Genomic DNA, 16,235 nt, shown 5'->3' on the forward strand with positions numbered 1-16,235 from the left:
ATCTTCTGAAAATCAAATTCACCAACCTTGCGATGCATCCAAAGAATTGTAGCTTTGGACTGCAATAGCAACACATTTTTAACCAAGCGAGGTAGTCCAATGCTCAGACCATGGAAACTGGAGATCCGAGTTGATCATAAGTCAGAAAAGGCCATTTATTTGCAAATCGCAGATGCTATCATTGAAAACATTCAGTCGGGCAGATTGAAAAGTGGTGATGTTCTGCCGGGGAGCAGGAGTCTTGCTGACATGATTCATGTAAACCGAAACACGATCGTGGAAGCATTAAACGTGCTGCTCAACGAAGAATGGATCTTGTCAAAAGAAAGGAAAGGAACCTTTGTCGCAGATAAACTGCCCGACTTCTCCAAACCACGCAGTAGCAGCATTACCTCGGTTGACACTGAACCTGAAAAACGAAATTTCCGGATCGTTTTTGACGATGGTTATCCGGATAGTAAAATTGCTCCGGTAACAGAACTGGCTCGGGGATACCGTCAGATATTCAACCAGAATGCACGCTGGCAAATGATGGGTTACACCGATGAATTCGGCCAGACAGATTTCATCGAAGCCATTGTCCGGATGCTGAATCATCAGCGTGGTATGCAGGTTAATTCAAATTCGGTATGCGTGACCAGGGGTAGCCAGATGGCAATGTACCTCACAGCCCGATGCTTATGCCAAAAAGGAGATTTCGTAATGGTGGAAAACCCGGGATATCAACCTGCATGGAAAGCATTCGAAGACGCCGGTGCCAGCCTTCTTCCAGTCAGCGTAGATAAAGAGGGACTGGTGATCAGCGACGTGATTTCATATCTGAAAAAACATAAAGTCCGTGCACTCTACACCACACCTCATCATCAATATCCAACGACGGTTACATTAAGTTTAAAACGACGGCTTGAACTGATCAGACTTTCAAATGAATACGGATTTACAATTATAGAAGACGATTACGACAATGAGTTTCATTTTGGGTACCGCCCGATTTTACCCATTTGCAGTTTTCCGGAGCTTCGCAACTACGTCTACATTGGCACGATGAGTAAGGTTGTGGCGCCGGCACTACGAATCGGCTATCTCACAAGCCAGGATACAGAGCTAATCAGCAAGATTGGTACGTTGCGAAAAATCATTGATGTACAGGGAGATGGTATTATGGAACAAGCTGTATTACAACTTATCAATGACGGCACAATCAAGAGACACATTAAAAGAGCAACCAGTCACTACAGAGCCAAAAGAGATTTTACCGTATCACTTCTCAATCAATATCTTAAAGACAAAGTCACTTTTTCCGTTCCCGAAGGCGGTCTTGCATTCTGGATTGAGCCTAACCGGAAAGTAGACTGGCAAAAGGTGAGCGTAAAAATGGCGGCGAGTGGAATTAAAATTCTTACACCCGATCATTTTGGTCATGATCCCGCTCTCAATGGAATACGACTTGGCTACGGTTCGCTTCCTGAAAATGATTTAAGAGAAGGAATTATGCATTTGGCGAGGCATGTGGATTAGGGAACAGTTATGCTGGTGAGGCAGAATAATTGTTCAACACACTATGGGGTTAAGGATACCTGATAAAAAATAAAACACACCAGATTTTACCTGGAGCTATTCGTATTGAACCACAAGGCTTCAGATTATTTGAATTCTACGACTTCTGATTAAAACTTCTTTCGAAGAAACTTTCCTTGATGAATATCCAGATTCACTATTCACATCCTTTTTCAAATTCAAAAGCGAAGCCCGGAGGGCTTCAATATGAATAGCGCCGGATCTTAATCCGGTGGCAGACGTGATTGTCCGGAAAATCCGCAACCCTGTAGGGGTTGAACATCTCCTACCCCATCAATGCATGATTAACTCTCAATTCGCACCTCACACTTTTTTCATAAATTTTTACACGCCGCGCAACCCTTGGATCATTTTCTCCGTATCTGTATCAAAAAGTGATTAAACATGCCCGGATCAAACTCCGCAGCTATTGATGAACTGATCGATGGCTGTCTGAAAAGCAGCCGCCGAAGCCAGGAGTTGCTCTACAGACAGCTGTACGGGTACGCTATGGGGATTTGTTTGCGGTATTCAAAAAACAAGGATGAGGCCAGGGAAATACTGAATGATGGTTTTTACAAAGTCTTCACGAAGCTTGAAAGTTTCGACAGGCAAAGGCCATTCAAAACCTGGCTTGCCAGAATCATGATCAACACGGCCATTGATTATTACAGGCAGGAAGTAGGAAAAGACATTTTTGTGCATGAAGAGGTGGCGGCAGAGTTTCCCGTACAGGAAGCGGTAATCAGCAAACTGGCTTATGAAGAACTGGTAGCCCTCATTCAAAACCTGACACCCGCTTACCGACTCGTTTTCAGCTTGTATGTAATTGATGGCTATACACATGATGAGATAGCTGAACAATTGAATATTACGCCGGGAGCATCTAAATCCAACTTATCCCGGGCGAGAGAAAAACTTAGAGAACTATTATCTAAAATTAACACTGACAATTATGACAGAGTTGCCAGATGACGAACTGGACAAACTCTTCAGAAAGTCGTCCGAAGAGTTTGATCCCATTTATGAGCCCGAAGACTGGAATGCTTTGCGTAAGCGACTGGACAGGCATGATGGAAAAACTCCGCTTTATTGGCTAAAAAAATGGTGGCCTCTGGCTATGCTTGGGTTACTAATTCCGGCAGGAATAGCCTATTACATGCTTGACAGCTCTGACGAGCTGACAGCAACGTTTAGTGATACACGGGTTACAAAATCAAAGTTAAACAGGTACCCTGCAGAAGTGAAGCAAACCGCTGATTCAAATGCTGTGATACCGGAGCTGGTTGGTAGAAAAGATCGAGAACTTAACCATTCTAAAGAAGAGAACAAGCCGGAAACTGTTTTAGGTATTGCCAACTCGAATAGTGAAAAAAGTAATGAAAGAGAAGGAAAAACCGGTAAGACAAACACATACCGCAACAACCGACGCGATACAAACGTATTCTCAGATGTATACCAGATAAAACAGAAGAAGACGCCCTCTTTACAGAACGATCTCACAGAACGGGAGGTGTTTGAAGAGCAGCATCTGACAAAACAAACAATTTCGAAACGGGCAGATATAGATAAACAGAACAACAGCTCAGGCAATCAGCAGCATATAAATGACGTATCTGCAAAAGAGAATACAGCAAATGGTTCAGATGAACTGAACTCCGGCAATCCGAGATCAACCCTGTTAATCAGCCATATAGAGAGTTCGTCTATTATCCAGAATACATCTTTGGCTCTTCCGGATGTAGAAATTCCGCAGAATGATCCTCAACCGACTGTAGCATCAGTACGGGATCTTTCACCAAAGCTGGCTGTCCGGTTTGGCTACTCCCCCGATATGACGACAGTAGGTTTAAAGGATTTTTCAAAACCCGGTGCTGCTGTTTCGCTGATGCTTGAATACAGTATTTTGCCAAAACTCTATTTGCAGACGGGTATCGTGAGGAGTGTAAAAGACTACAGAGCCGGTGCCAGTGAATACGCACTCAGTAAATATGTAACGAATATCAATACTCCATATGCCGTAGATGGAACCTGCACAATGTTTGAAGTACCAGTCGGGTTCCGGTATGATCTAATTCAGAAACCTCGTTCACGCTGGTTCGCAGGAGCGGCAATGAGTTCCTATTACGTTCAGAAGGAGAAATATATATATAATTACGAGCAGTACGTACACGGACAAATGTCTGGCTGGGAAGGGAAAACGGGTTGGTTCTGGCTAAGTCACCTGAATGCGTCTGTGGGCTACGAACACAGAATCTCGAACAAATTATCGATCATGGCTGAGCCCTACATTCAGCTTCCCCTGAAAGGTGTGGGTTATGGAAAAGTGAACCTGATTACCACTGGTATGTGGCTGTCTGTTCGATACACGCCTATTTTTAATCGTTAGGTCTCCTCTCTTCTTTATTGTCACTAACTAATCAATTATATCACTATGAAAACTAAAGAAGAAACAATGAAAAGGGGGGAATTTCTCAGAAGCCTCGGGCTTAGTTCTGCAACACTGATGGCCTTTTACTGCCTTGGCACCACCATGAGTTCCTGCGGTTCCAAACAGGACGATCCAGATCCGTCCACTGGCGGAGGTTCGGGTGTGAGTGGAACAACTTCCGGAAACAATATCAATTTTACGGTAGATCTGACAAACAGCACTTACTCTAAACTAAAAACCGCAGGATCGTTTGAGGTAATCGGAGATGTTCTCGTTGCTTTCACAAGTTCTAACGGTTACGTGGCGCTGTCAAAAATTTGTACACATGAAGGGACTACGCTCCGTTACCGCAGCCAGCAAAATGACCTTTTCTGTTCCAGCCACTCCTCTGAGTTTTCTTTGACAGGTGCTGTGGAACAAGGCCCGGCCACAACTGCCCTGAAAGCCTACAAAGCATCGGCTTCAGCAGATGGAAACACGCTAACCGTAACAGTGTAAACATATTTATTTAGTCTCCTATGAAATCACTCCGGATTCTTATATTACTAATAATACCTCTCATTTCGCAAGCTCAGGATGATTTGCTCAGCGAATTACAGAAAAATGACAGTACACAATATACCCCTGTTGTTGCTACTTTTAAATCCACGCGTGTCGTAAACGGACAATCAGTGGAAACGATGAAGAAGAAGCATCTTGATTTCCGCATCTCCCACCGCTTTGGCAGGTTGAATTCCGGTGCATACCAATTCTTCGGTCTTGATCAGGCTACGATGCGCATGGGGTTTGAATATGGCATTACTGACCGGTTTATGGTGGGTCTGGGACGCAGCACCTCTCAGAAGGTTTATGATATCTTCGGTAAATACAAACTGATCGAACAGACCACCGGAACAAGAAACATACCAGTTTCAGTTACACTGTTCGGTGGTACCGGCGCGGCTACAGCCAATCAGGATCTGGTGTTTCAGGATAAAGTTTATTACACTGCACAGGTGCTTATTGCCCGAAAGTTTTCTGAAAGACTATCCCTTCAGCTGTCTCCCTCCTATTTGTTCCGAAATCGTCCGGAAGTGACAGGAGATGAAAAATTGTTGCTTGCAGTAGGTATTGGTGGCAGGTATAAAATCTCTAAACGCGTATCAATCAACGGAGAATACTTCTGGACAGCCAGAGAAAAGAACACGGTGACAGCTCCCTATCATGACTCTATGTCCTTCGGCGTGGATATCGAAACGGGCGGTCATGTTTTTCAGCTACACTTTACCAACTCTTTGGGTATGATTGAAAAGCAGTTTATCGGCGAGACCTCCGGCAGCTGGGGCAAAGGCGATATTCACTATGGCTTCAACATCTCCCGCACATTTAGTTTTGATAAACGCAGTAAAAGACAGTCCACTAAAAATCAGAACTTATGATTCGTAGCTTGTTAATGGCTTTGACAACATATGCCCTGGTGCTCATTTCTCTTACCGGATCTGCATCGGCTCAAAGCATCCTCTTTTATACGAACGCAGGTAACACCAGCTTTTCATCCAAAACTCCATTGGAAGACATCGATGCAGAAAACAAAAAAACGCAGGCCATATTGAACACTACGACAGGCGAAGTGGCCATCCGCATGAACATGAAAGACTTCTCGTTTGAAAACAAACTCATGCAGGAGCATTTCAATGAAAACTATATGGAATCGGGTAAGTATCCTGTAGCTACCTTTGCAGGCAAGATTACCAAAACCATTGATTATTCGCAAAACGGAGAATACGATGTTTCCGCAACCGGAAAATTTACCGTTCATGGTGTGACACAAAACAGAACCATAGAAGGGAAGCTAAAGATAGAGTCAGGCAAAATACTGATTACTTCCGCCTTTCAGGTGGCATTGGCTGACCACAAAATAGAGGTTCCTCAAATCGTTTTTGTAAAAATTGCTCAGAATATACAAGTAAAAGCACAGTATGTTTTGACAAAAAAATAACCTGGCTTATAAAGAAAAGGTGCTGAATAGTGATTGTAGAGACAAACTATTCAGCACCTTTTTTCTTAATCATAAGGAAAGATGATTTTCAATTGGACACTATCTCAATCAGTGATATGATACCGTATCGTCTGCCGGCGATTTGGCCCTACAGATAATAATGTCACCGGAACGCCTGCTTCCGTTTCTATGAATCTTATATATGCTTGTAGCGCTTCGGGAATTTCATTGCGAAAGCTGGTATTTCGGATATCCTCTTTCCATCCATTCATGGCCTTCAGAACCGGCTGCAGTTCCTGCCGATGTAAAGCATAAGGCATGTGCGCTCTCTCAATATCTCCTTCCCGGTACCTGGTACACACATAAATCGTTTCCAGTTCACTCAGCACATCAGCCTTTGTCATGATGAGTTGCGTAACCCCATTCAGTAAAATTGCCTGTTTTAGGGCAGGCAAATCCAGCCAACCTGTCCGTCTTGGACGGCCGCTTACGGCACCAAATTCATTTCCTGTTTTTCGAAGCAATTCACCGGTCTCGTCATGCAATTCGGTCGGGAACGGTCCTGCACCTACGCGGGTACAGTAAGCTTTGAAGATGCCGATTACCTCGCCCACCTTTCCGGGTGCGATACCCAGACCAACACAGGCTCCGGCTGCCGTGGTTGTAGACGAAGTCACATAGGGATAAGAGCCAAAATCCACATCCAGCAAAGTTCCCTGCGCTCCCTCTGCCAGTACTTTTTTACCCTGTATCAGATAATCATTTACCAACAATTCAGAATCTACCAATGGAAAGTCGGCTAAAAATGCGATAGCATCGAAAAATACTTCTTCTTCCTCAGTAACAGACACTTCTACGTTGTACAGCTGCTTCAGAACGGTCTCGTGTTTTGCAACCAGACTAAAGTACTTTTGTTTAAAATCAGGCTCGTTGATATCTCCCATGCGCAGCCCCGCTCTGCCAAACTTATCGGTATAAGCCGGACCAATCCCTTTCCTGGTTGTACCTATTTTACCTTCTCCCATCTGATTTTCAGATGCTTCATCCAGTAGCCGATGCGTAGGTAAAATCAGATGGGCACGTTTGGAAATCATCAGATTCCCTTTTTCCAAAAGATCATAACCTGCATCTTTAAGCCGGAGTATCTCGTTCTTCAAAGCAATTACATCAATCACTACTCCACTACCAATCAGGTTCATGGTTCCATTTGCAAAAACACCTGAAGGAATCGTATTTAATACAAATTTCTTACCTGAGAATTCAAGTGTGTGCCCGGCGTTGGGTCCTCCCTGAAAACGCGCCACCAAATCATAATGAGCACTTAATAGGTCTACAATTTTCCCTTTACCTTCATCTCCCCATTGAAGACCAAGAATGATATCAACCGGCATATCGGATTACTGTTTTAGTTATTTAATTGTGTGAGCGTAATGAATACTTGCAAAACAAAAGCTCTCCAAATCATTACCTTACAAAATTCCGGTTTTACCGACTGACGTCCATTGCCATTTGGCAAGAAACAGGCTAGCGAATGGTTTTTCTTATTCTGCTTAGCGAAGTAGGTGTTATTCCAAGATAGGAAGCGAGCATGGTTTGAGGAATCCGGTTGGCGAGGCCCGGATAGTGTTCTAAAAAATGCAGATATCTGGTTTGAGCGTCCTGAACCAGCATGTTACTGGCAGCACGCATTTTGTTTTCCAGCACGGAATAGAAAATCTTTTTAAAGATCTCATCCCAGTTTCGGACGGTCCCGGCAAGATGTATATAATCTTCCTTTGTGAATTCCAGTACCACAGCGTCTGTGATCGCTTCGATATATTCTGCAGCCGGAATTTCATCAATAAAGCTATTGATATCCGCTACAAACCGGTTTTCATATATAAAGTATCTGGTAAAATCGTCACCAGTTTTGTTGTAATAACATACTCTGAAAACACCCTGTGTTACAAAGCAGATTTTCCCCGCCACTTTTCCTGCTTCTGAAAGATAAATACCTTTAGAAATCCTGTTTTCTCTGGCTCTCAGCCGAATCTCCGCTTGTTCGGATTCCGTAAGCTGTCCGAACTGCTGCAGATATGTAATTAAGTCGTCCATAGCTCAAAGATAAAAACTGTCGCCGGGTAATAAATTGCCATTTGACAAGATATAAAAACCGACGAAATCGGATCAGGTAGTACCCCAGGCATACCAATTATCACTGATTTTAACCCACCTCACCACCTCTCCGCAATCATTATCAGCAGGCTGTTTCCCTGTTTCAGAAAAAGCAATTCCGAAGCAATTGTCAAGCATTCCATCCATAGTGAAAGATATGGTTCCATCCGGCAAAACGATAAAACCGATCAGGTTGACTTCAATCAGGGTGTTCCTTATCCTATCATAAAATGCCCGATCCACTCCTTCCTGCTTCAGAACGTCATCAAGCAAATGTTTAGAATCAGACTCCAACGTATTATTTACTTCTGAACTGTCCATTCCCACCGGTTGCCCATTGATTGTTTTCCAATACCTCATCCCATCCGACATTTCTGTTACTTTACCGTATCGTTGAATCTGGTCAACCATAACGGTCAGCTTCTCCTGTCTTAATTTAAAGAAAATCCATTCTGAAAGCCATATCTGATAACCATAAGTAATAACAAACAAACATATGGCTACCAGAGCAGTCAGACCATAATATTTTTTTAATTGTTTCAGGGTTTCCGTTTGCCAGAAGACAATTGTACTGATAATCAAAAAACAGAACAGGTATAAAAGAGTAAAGACAAATACCAGAAAGTCAGCCGTACGGCCATAAAAGATCACGAAAATATAGGGTGCTAAGACTGAAATAATAAATACCGGATGGAATATTCTCTTACGCATTATTTTTTAACCTGTTCAATGTCCCCGCGACCGGATCTAAGTAATACCAGCCATAGCATGACCAGCTCTGATCGCGCATTCAAAATTACATTTTATCAATCATTTTAACGCTAATCATCATCATACCTGTTGAGGCTTTCAACCACCATACCTAAGAATTTCAAACCATTTATTATGACTTTCAAACCATCCAGGCAAGCCTGTGAACTACGACCTCACCTGTAGCGTTTACGTAGATACGGCATTCCCATTGTCCTGTATTTCTTAATTTCTAAGTCAAACAAAATGCACCCACGACCGATATCTGAGTTCAACAGCACCTTAAAACTCAAAGGGTTTAATGTTTTCGAAATAGAACAGGACAGTAACGAAACACGTGCTTACAGTCGTAAAGATTTTTACAAAATTTGTTTAACTACCGGCAAGAGCAAAATCCATTACTCCGACAGAAGTTTTGAAACGGATGCAACAGTTTTGTTTTTCGGGAATCCACATATCCCCTATTCCTGGGAAACTCTGTCTACAAGCTACGTGGGCTACACTTGTCTGTTCTCCGAAGAATTCCTGATGGCTTCCGAAAGAAGCGAAAGTCTGCAACAATCTCCTCTGTTTAAGATTGGCGGCACACCTATCTTACATATCTCCGAACAACAACGCAATTTCCTGAACACTCTGTTCGTCAGAATGATAGAAGAGCAAAAAACGGATTATCCTTTTAAGGACGATCTGATGCGTAACTATATCAATCTGATCATTCATGAAGCTCTGAAACTAAAGCCATCGGAGAATTACAGTCAGCAAAAAAATGCATCAGGCCGCATTACATCTGTTTTCCTGGAACTTCTCGAAAGACAATTCCCAATCGAAAGTACCGACAGACCTTTACAACTGAAAACCGCTCAGGACTATGCCACCAACCTGAATATGCACGTCAACTACCTGAATCGGGCTGTGAAACAGGTAACAGGCAAATCGACCACCACGCATATTACCGAACGGGTTGTGCATGAAGCCAAAGCATTGTTGCAGCATACAGACTGGAATATTTCGGAGATTGCCTACGCTTTGGGATTTGAATATCCGACCTATTTCAACAACTTCTTCAAACGCCTGACAGGAACAAATCCGAAGACATTAAGAATGCAGGAAGTTTGAAATTCTTAATTATTGGTTTGATTGTCATTATCTGACCCATGTACAACACTACTACTTTTGTCGTAGCACATACATATGAAAATGATGATACACGGCAACAGACTACGGCAATCGTTTCCCTTCACAATTTTGTTGGGATTATTCGGACTGCTATCTCTTACGGTAAATGCACAAACGGACATAAGCAAAGGCATTTTCGCCAAAGGACAATTGGGACCTGCTGAAAACTTCACCGGAAAAGCCTGGAATACGGGCCTCGTTCCACAGGACAGTACACTGACCACACTGGTGGGCAACGTCTACTTCGAACCGGGAGCCCGTTCCAACTGGCATACACACCCTGCCGGACAAATACTGATCATCACTGACGGAGCAGGCTACCACCAAATCCAGGGGCAGCCACGCCAGAAACTAAAAAAAGGTGATGTAGTTAGTTGTCCGCCCGACGTACCACACTGGCATGGTGCAAGTGAGAAAACCGGTATGCAGCAATTATACATTGTTCCCAATACGGAGAAGGGAATTGTGAAATGGATGCAGGCAGTGACAGATACAGAATATCAGGACAAAAAGAAATAAACATGGAAACAGACAGCAAACCCACCATTTTTGATCGCATGCAAGCGGGTGAGGTTATCAAAAAGACAGATGATGGTTATGCAGCATTTTCAGCGATTGTAGCACGAACCATTGCGCTGTGTGTAGAGATGAATGCGAATGCCACCCAATTGGATGACGTAAGGTATCGGCTAAGCGAAATATTGGGTTCAGAAATTGATGATTCAACTACAATCTTTCCGCCGTTTTATATCAACTTCGGGAAATTCACGACATTGGGCAAAAATGTATTCATTAATCACGCGTGCTCCTTTCTCGACATCGGTGGTATCATTATTGAAGACAATGTACTGATCGGTCCGCGTGTGAACATCACTTCAGAGACGCATCCGCTTGAACCTGAACAGAGACATGACTTAATTCCGAAAAAAGTGATTATCAGAAGAAATGCCTGGATCGGCGCAGGTGCCACCATTCTGCCTGGCGTTACCATTGGAGAAAACGCGGTTGTAGCTGCAGGTGCGGTGGTAAGCAGGGATGTACCTGCTAATACAGTAGTGGGTGGTGTGCCGGCGAAAGTATTAAAAGAACAAATTTGAAAACTCATTTATAAATAACCATGATAGAAACAATCAGTACCAAAGCCTACGGAACAGAAGCAGCTGAAGCACCTTTGGATCAACTCGGTATCGAACGCAGAAAACCCACTGCACACGACGTAGAAATTGACATTTTGTTTTGCGGAGTTTGCCACTCCGACGTACACACCGCGAGAAACGAATGGCCGGGAACCTTATACCCATGCGTTCCTGGACATGAAATCGTGGGCAAAATCGTCAGTGTAGGCGGTCACGTCAGCAAATTTAAAGTGGGCGATGTAGTGGGTGTGGGCTGTATGGTAGATTCATGCCGGGAATGCCAATATTGTAATGAAGGACTGGAGCAATACTGCGAGCCAGGTATGACTGGGACCTACAACGCGCCCGACAAACATCTGAACACACATACTTTCGGTGGCTATTCTGAGCGTATCGTTGTTGATGAGAACTTTGTGTTAAGTATTCCTGACAACCTTGATCTTGCAGCAGCAGCTCCATTGCTCTGCGCGGGCATCACCACCTATTCTCCTTTGAAACACTGGAATGTAGGTCCGGGGCAAAAAGTGGGTGTGGTTGGTATTGGCGGTTTAGGCCACATGGGTATCAAAATAGCAAAGGCCATGGGAGCCGAAGTGGTTGCTTTTACAACTTCGGAAAGCAAATTTGCAGAAGCAAAACGCCTTGGTGCAGACGAAGTGGTTTTATCCAAAGACAAGGAACAAATGGCTGCTTACCGCGGCAAGCTTCACTTTATCCTGGATGCCGTTTCCGCAGAGCATGATATCAACGCATATATCAGTTTACTGCGTGTAGATGGTTCGCTTGCACTTGTTGGTGCGCCTGAACAACCACTGCCGGTTGCCGCATTCAGCCTGATCACGGGTCGTAAGAGTTTTGCAGGTTCTATGATCGGCGGCATTGCCGAAACACAGGAAATGCTTGACTTCTGCGGTGAACACAACATCACTGCGGATATCGAAATGATCGACGTTCAGCAAATTAATGAAGCCTACGACCGGATGGTGAAAGGTGATGTGAAGTATCGTTTTGTAATTGATATGGCATCGTTGAAAGAAGAAAAATAATTTCGCTTTTTGACAAAAACAGGAGGTTGGCCCCGTCACTGGGCCAACCTTTTTTTGTTTATAGGAAACAAAACCTTCTGGTTGTTAGATCATTTTACAGGATGTGCCCTACCGGTAAATAATATTTTCCTTCGACAACTTCGTAGAATAGAAAATATTATGTTATTTGCTAAAATAATAACAACTCCTCTACAACAATGATAAATCTTAGTTTGACTTCACTGGCAGTATCCTTATGTGTTTTTGATTTGGCTCTGACTAACGAATCTTGTGAGAGGGATTTTGTTGTTTGATTTTGTGAAACCGCCCAGGTTATTACAAATTAATATTTTATTCACTAAATTAATAAAATATTACATCCCTTTCGCATATTACAGAGTTGGCAGCAAGCCTAAAAGACAGAACCGAATAACAACGACAAATAGACATTATGGACATAAATGCAATTCAAATTTTCAAAATTGATCTAAACGAAGAAGAAGTTGAAGTCATAGACTCTTCTACATATGGTGCTGACCTAGTTGAATATTTAAAAGAACTTTTTGGGGTTGTTATTTCTGGGAGTAGTGGGAGACAGTTCCTTTTCGACAGAGAGACAACTGAAGTAAGAGCTCAAATATCGAGAATCAATAACAATGAGGATTTTGCGGAAATCACAAAAATTATAGCTGACAGACTTCTAGGAGTCGAGTTTGAAGCACAAGAGAAGATGTCAAAACTCGGAATTACAATTCAAAAAGGAATTTTAGTACAGGCAAAAATTTCACAAGACGGCCAAGATAAATTTATTATTTGTAAAGCTGATCATAACGAATTTTTAAATGAAGTAAACTATCAATTATCTCGTGGACTTCCGGTTAAGAAAAAAGCCTTCAAAGCTTTTGTATGCAATCTAAATTCCGACAATTCAGTTAATGGCATTTTGGTGTATGACACCAACCCGTCTGACACAAAATATTGGTGGAAGGAATTATTAGAGCTTAATATGGTTTTCACTGATGAAGATAATACAGAGAAAGCATTTGATGCAATTGACAAGGCGGTATTTACAAAAATGAAAAAAGATCACCCTCAGGATTACACATATTTAAGAAACAGTATGGCTTGAATTCAACAATGAAGTGCAATTATCTGCTGGTTACAAAATAAGCTAAAACAAAAAGAGCCAACTGATGTAGATAAATTCTAATAGTTTTAGGGTGTCGAATCCAATAAACTTTATGAAATTATATCGCCAGTTGACTCTGCAGCAAAGATATCAGATTGCTTGCCTTTTACAACAAAAAACGTCTCAGAAGGATATAGCTGCTTTCGTCGGGGTTAATCCCTCTACTATAAGCAGGGAATTACGAAGAAACTCTTCTGTGTCATGTGATTACCAGGCAAACTCTGCTCATGTGATGAGTGGCCTTCGAAACAAGCGAGAGCCATATAAAATCAAGGGAAGGCTCAAAGAGCACATTATCGATGCCTTGCGAGAACGTCATTCACCTGAGCAAATAAGCGGGGCTCTTGCCTTACAACAGAGTAAAGTTAGCCACGAAGCGATCTATCAGTACATATATTTCAAAGAAACTACTGATCATGAGTCACTTATTCAATATTTGCGCATACGCCACAAGAAAAAATATAGTAAAAGAGGCAGTACTCAGCGACGTGGAGTTATTCCAAATAGGGTTGGTATTGAGCATCGACCAGAAGTCGTCGAAACTAATACCGAGATAGGACATTGGGAAGGGGACACTATTATTGGCGCCAATCATGATGGTATTTTACTGACGCTGGTAGAGCGCGTTACAAAAGTTGTCGTTATAGAAAAACTAAGTTCAAAAAACTCCAAAAAGCTAACCAACAGACTAATTTACAGGATGAAAAGATGCAACATTCCTGTCAAAACTATAACTTTTGATAATGGGAAGGAATTTTCGGCTCATCAAAAAATGGCAAAATTCCTTGAAGCTCAGATCTATTTCGCGACTCCATATCATTCTTGGGAACGTGGACTCAATGAAAATACGAACGGACTTATTAGACAGTATATCCCAAAGTCCTGCCCGATTAGCATTGTAAAAAAATCTGATGTAGATTGGATCGAAAATCAACTCAATAGCCGACCACGTAAAACATTAGGTTATTTATCTCCAATTCAGTTCGCTTTGAAATACAAAATTGCACTTCAAATTTGAATCTGCGTGGTTAAATATTTCCGATCCAATGAAAGATTTGAAATACATGACTTTCTTGACAATTCAATAGGAAACTACACACCATATGATACAAATTTAAATATACCTGACCTCAAAGAAAAAATTCGAGCACTCCCATCAAAACCACGCTCACCATTTGACAATCAATTTAATATAATAAAAGAGAAGGTTAAAGCAAGATTCTTAAATAAAGTAAAACTAACACCAGAAATAGATTTGCACATAAAAGGTTATTTTGCGGACAATACAATATTTGCTACAGAGGAAAATGATGGTGCAAAATACGTAAAAATAAAATCGGAAGAAGGATACAAATACTTCAAAAACCTTGAACAAGTAAACAACCAATGATATTCTTAGATGAATTCATAAATTTATTATTCCCTAACTACTCTGTTCAAAGTTCAACCGAGAACTTCCAGGAGTTTAAGGCAAGCTTAACCGCTAGTCAATATCAAAGTGTAAGTAATGAACTACTTGAATCTAAGTTCAACTTCTTACAGACCAGAGATTCTATTCATATTGCAGTAACTTTTGGAGAATCTGAACCAGTAATTTCAAATTCAAGTCCGTTTAACTTTGATCAATTTATAAGCGATTTAGAGCAAGAAGCTTTACATTTAGATGGAGAAATTATTTCGATCGTAATTACTATAACTAAATCGGCAGAAAATTCTTCTTACACTATTTATGACTTAGAGTGCCTTGTAAAAACTTTCAATAGTTATGAGATAGGGCAATTTTTTTTAAATTTTTCAAGATTATTTGAATTAAGAGAGCTTATTAGATTCAAAGTTTTAGGACTTAAAAAATCATTCTACACAAGTTCTCTTTGCTTTGAACAATTATCAGAAAATATAAATACTCCACAACTTGCAAAAAGAAAGGAGACTCTTGATTCTTTTAAGGCTCAATGTCATTTCGGAAATATCGAACAATTTTGTTTAGTCCCAAACGACTTTAAGTTAATTACAAAAGATAATGAGCTAGTAGAATTAAATAAGTTAATGAATCGATATGCAAATCTAATTTCAATAATTTATCTATTTGACATTACATCCATAAATGGAAATTCGATAGAATTCAAAATAAACGGCTACAAATCAATAAAAGGAACATCCGATGTTGCACATTTGCAAGTAGAAGAATTTGATGAATACTACAACATATATGAATGGGTTTACAATGGTGGAAATCTAAATGACAAAATTGGAATATCTAGAAATATAATCTCTCTACATTTTAAAAAGTCAGGAGATTTACACCTTCAAGGAAATCCATTTCAGTCTGTAAAATCAAGCTTTAAAGTTTATGAAAAACAAAACATAAAGCAGTACATTGAGATCAGAAATAAGATTTCAGACCAACTTTTAGATTTTAATAATAGGGCAAATAAAATAGTAGAAATATTTGCAAGTGGTTTCCAAAAAAGCACGCTTGCTTTAATTAGTTTTTATATTTCCGCAATTGTAATTCGTGTTCTAAGCAAGGGGGATTTTGTAAATATTTTCTCATTAGATGCAACTATATTGTCTTTGGCTTTTTTAAGTGGATCTATAATTTATTATATGGTATCAAGATGGGAAATAAAAGCTCAGAGAACTCGCTTTGTCAATAGCTATGAAAATCTAAAAAAAAGGTATACAGATTTACTGGAACCCGATGACATTAAGAGAATATTAAACAATGACACCGAGTACCAACAGGATTTAGACTTTATAGAGGCTTTGTTGCATCGTTATTTGGGAACAAGTTTGATGGCCTTTGGCATGCCTAGCTTAACAAATTGATTTAGACAAA

The 16,235-nt window shown here is 41.1% G+C and carries 17 protein-coding genes; 14 read left to right on the forward strand and 3 right to left on the reverse strand.

Features of this window, described 5'->3' with window-relative positions:
* Positions 1–99 precede the first annotated feature (99 nt).
* The 6 genes from pdxR (at position 100) to DSL64_RS27325 (ending at position 5,966) form a co-directional block, all read left to right on the forward strand.
* A complete protein-coding gene (pdxR, locus tag DSL64_RS27300) occupies positions 100–1,518 on the forward strand; it encodes a MocR-like pyridoxine biosynthesis transcription factor PdxR (protein ID WP_115834141.1) in 1,419 nt (472 codons plus the stop codon).
* Positions 1,519–1,962: 444 nt separating this feature from the next.
* Positions 1,963–2,532, forward strand: a complete 570-nt coding sequence (locus DSL64_RS27305; RefSeq protein ID WP_115834142.1) for an RNA polymerase sigma factor — start codon at positions 1,963–1,965, stop codon at positions 2,530–2,532.
* Positions 2,513–3,946 (forward strand): hypothetical protein, encoded by a 1,434-nt coding sequence (locus DSL64_RS27310; protein WP_115834143.1) that lies wholly within the window; start codon positions 2,513–2,515, stop codon positions 3,944–3,946. The genes DSL64_RS27305 and DSL64_RS27310 overlap by 20 nt, the downstream gene beginning before the upstream one ends.
* 45 nt (positions 3,947–3,991) lie before the next feature.
* A complete protein-coding gene (locus DSL64_RS27315) occupies positions 3,992–4,486 on the forward strand; it encodes a QcrA and Rieske domain-containing protein (RefSeq protein ID WP_115834144.1) in 495 nt (164 codons plus the stop codon).
* Positions 4,487–4,506: 20 nt separating this feature from the next.
* A complete protein-coding gene (locus DSL64_RS27320; protein WP_115834145.1) occupies positions 4,507–5,406 on the forward strand; it encodes a DUF5777 family beta-barrel protein in 900 nt (299 codons plus the stop codon).
* Entirely contained in the window at positions 5,403–5,966 is a 564-nt protein-coding gene (locus tag DSL64_RS27325; protein ID WP_229217247.1) for a YceI family protein, read from the forward strand. Before DSL64_RS27320 ends, DSL64_RS27325 begins: the two co-directional genes overlap by 4 nt.
* A 104-nt stretch (positions 5,967–6,070) precedes the next feature.
* Here DSL64_RS27325 and DSL64_RS27330 read toward each other — a convergent pair whose 3' ends face one another.
* From DSL64_RS27330 to DSL64_RS27340, 3 genes are all read right to left on the reverse strand, one after another.
* Entirely contained in the window at positions 6,071–7,357 is a 1,287-nt protein-coding gene (locus tag DSL64_RS27330; RefSeq protein WP_115834147.1) for an adenylosuccinate synthase, read from the reverse strand.
* 133 nt (positions 7,358–7,490) lie between these two features.
* The gene (locus tag DSL64_RS27335) at positions 7,491–8,060 is read right to left on the reverse strand and encodes a Crp/Fnr family transcriptional regulator (protein WP_115834148.1); all 570 of its coding nucleotides are present in this window, start codon (positions 8,058–8,060) and stop codon (positions 7,491–7,493) included.
* 72 nt (positions 8,061–8,132) lie between these two features.
* A complete protein-coding gene (locus DSL64_RS27340) occupies positions 8,133–8,831 on the reverse strand; it encodes a hypothetical protein (protein ID WP_115834149.1) in 699 nt (232 codons plus the stop codon).
* Positions 8,832–9,116: 285 nt separating this feature from the next.
* Between DSL64_RS27340 and DSL64_RS27345 the strand changes: the two genes are divergently transcribed.
* The 8 genes from DSL64_RS27345 (at position 9,117) to DSL64_RS27380 (ending at position 16,225) form a co-directional block, all read left to right on the forward strand.
* Positions 9,117–9,986 carry a helix-turn-helix domain-containing protein gene (locus DSL64_RS27345; protein ID WP_115834150.1) on the forward strand — a complete coding sequence of 290 codons (870 nt, stop codon included), beginning with the start codon at positions 9,117–9,119 and terminating at the stop codon, positions 9,984–9,986.
* 75 nt (positions 9,987–10,061) lie between these two features.
* On the forward strand, positions 10,062–10,565 hold the full coding sequence (locus DSL64_RS27350) for a cupin domain-containing protein (RefSeq protein WP_229217248.1): 504 nt from the start codon (positions 10,062–10,064) through the stop codon (positions 10,563–10,565).
* Positions 10,566–10,567: 2 nt separating this feature from the next.
* The gene (locus DSL64_RS27355; RefSeq protein ID WP_115834157.1) at positions 10,568–11,143 is read left to right on the forward strand and encodes a DapH/DapD/GlmU-related protein; all 576 of its coding nucleotides are present in this window, start codon (positions 10,568–10,570) and stop codon (positions 11,141–11,143) included.
* Between the two features lie 20 nt (positions 11,144–11,163).
* Positions 11,164–12,228, forward strand: a complete 1,065-nt coding sequence (locus tag DSL64_RS27360; protein WP_229217249.1) for an NAD(P)-dependent alcohol dehydrogenase — start codon at positions 11,164–11,166, stop codon at positions 12,226–12,228.
* A 430-nt stretch (positions 12,229–12,658) separates the two neighbouring features.
* Entirely contained in the window at positions 12,659–13,336 is a 678-nt protein-coding gene (locus DSL64_RS27365) for a nucleoid-associated protein (protein ID WP_115834151.1), read from the forward strand.
* A gap of 112 nt (positions 13,337–13,448) precedes the next feature.
* Complete coding sequence (locus DSL64_RS27370) at positions 13,449–14,414, forward strand: IS30 family transposase (RefSeq protein ID WP_115834152.1); 966 nt, start codon at positions 13,449–13,451, stop codon at positions 14,412–14,414.
* A gap of 6 nt (positions 14,415–14,420) precedes the next feature.
* Positions 14,421–14,786 carry a hypothetical protein gene (locus DSL64_RS27375; protein WP_115834153.1) on the forward strand — a complete coding sequence of 122 codons (366 nt, stop codon included), beginning with the start codon at positions 14,421–14,423 and terminating at the stop codon, positions 14,784–14,786.
* Complete coding sequence (locus tag DSL64_RS27380; protein ID WP_115834154.1) at positions 14,783–16,225, forward strand: hypothetical protein; 1,443 nt, start codon at positions 14,783–14,785, stop codon at positions 16,223–16,225. Before DSL64_RS27375 ends, DSL64_RS27380 begins: the two co-directional genes overlap by 4 nt.
* Positions 16,226–16,235 lie beyond the last annotated feature (10 nt).

Origin of the sequence: Dyadobacter luteus, from assembly GCF_003383615.1 — a bacterium.
Classification (GTDB): Bacteria; Bacteroidota; Bacteroidia; order Cytophagales; family Spirosomataceae; genus Dyadobacter; species Dyadobacter luteus.